1 rRNA gene is annotated in these 1332 nt (G+C 49.7%); it reads left to right on the top strand.

What is annotated here, in order from left to right:
- A 23S ribosomal RNA gene (locus tag BM137_RS11185) occupies positions 1–1332 on the top strand; the annotation flags it as partial.

Genomic DNA, 1332 nt, shown 5'->3' with positions numbered 1-1332 from the left:
TAGAATCATGGAGGTAGAGCAACTGTTTGAACTAGGGCCCCTTATCGGGGTACCGAATTCTGATAAACTCCGAATGCCATTGATTCATGTCCGGGAGTCAGACTGCGAGTGATAAGATCCGTAGTCGAAAGGGAAACAGCCCAGACCACCAGTTAAGGTCCCAAAGTTTATGTTAAGTGGAAAAGGATGTGGGGTTGCTTAGACAACTAGGATGTTGGCTTAGAAGCAGCCATCATTTAAAGAGTGCGTAATAGCTCACTAGTCGAGTGACCCTGCGCCGAAAATTTACCGGGGCTAAACATAACACCGAAACTGTGGATAGAACCATTGGTTCTATGGTAGGAGAGCGTTCTAAGGGCGTTGAAGCTAGATCGTGAGGACTAGTGGAGCGCTTAGAAGTGAGAATGCCGGTATGAGTAGCGAAAGACGGGTGAGAATCCCGTCCACCGAATGACTAAGGTTTCCTGGGGAAGGCTCGTCCTCCCAGGGTTAGTCGGGACCTAAGCTGAGGCCGAATGGCGTAGGCGATGGCCAACAGGTTGATATTCCTGTACCTGTTTGTTTTGTTTGAGCAATGGAGGGACACAGGAGGCTAAGAAATGCGTGCTGCTGGATATGCACGTCCAAGCAATGAGTCTTGAAGTGAGTGAAATGCTTGCTTCTCTAAGGATGAGTTGTGATGGGGAGGGAAATTAAGTACCGAAGTTTCTGATGTCACACTGTCAAGAAAAGCTTCTAGTGAGAAACAAACAGCCCGTACCGCAAACCGACACAGGTAGTCGAGGAGAGAATCCTAAGGTGTGCGAGAGAACTCTCGTTAAGGAACTCGGCAAAATGACCCCGTAACTTCGGGAGAAGGGGTGCTGACCATTGGTCAGCCGCAGTGAATAGGCCCAAGCGACTGTTTATCAAAAACACAGGTCTCTGCTAAATCGAAAGATGACGTATAGGGGCTGACGCCTGCCCGGTGCTGGAAGGTTAAGAGGATGGGTTAGCTTCGGCGAAGCTCAGAATTGAAGCCCCAGTAAACGGCGGCCGTAACTATAACGGTCCTAAGGTAGCGAAATTCCTTGTCGGGTAAGTTCCGACCCGCACGAAAGGCGTAACGATTTGGGCACTGTCTCAACGAGAGACTCGGTGAAATTATAGTACCTGTGAAGATGCAGGTTACCCGCGACAGGACGGAAAGACCCCATGGAGCTTTACTGCAGTTTGATATTGAGTGTCTGTACAGCTTGTACAGGATAGGTAGGAGCTATTGAAGCCAGGACGCCAGTCTTGGTGGAGGCATTGGTGGGATACTACCCTTGCTGTATGGCCACTCTAACCCTC

Source organism: Desemzia incerta (genome assembly GCF_900115825.1).
GTDB classification, from domain to species: domain Bacteria; phylum Bacillota; class Bacilli; order Lactobacillales; family Carnobacteriaceae; genus Desemzia; species Desemzia incerta.
The sequence above is the reverse complement of the archived record's forward strand: the minus strand, read 5'-3'. Positions and strand labels throughout refer to the sequence as shown.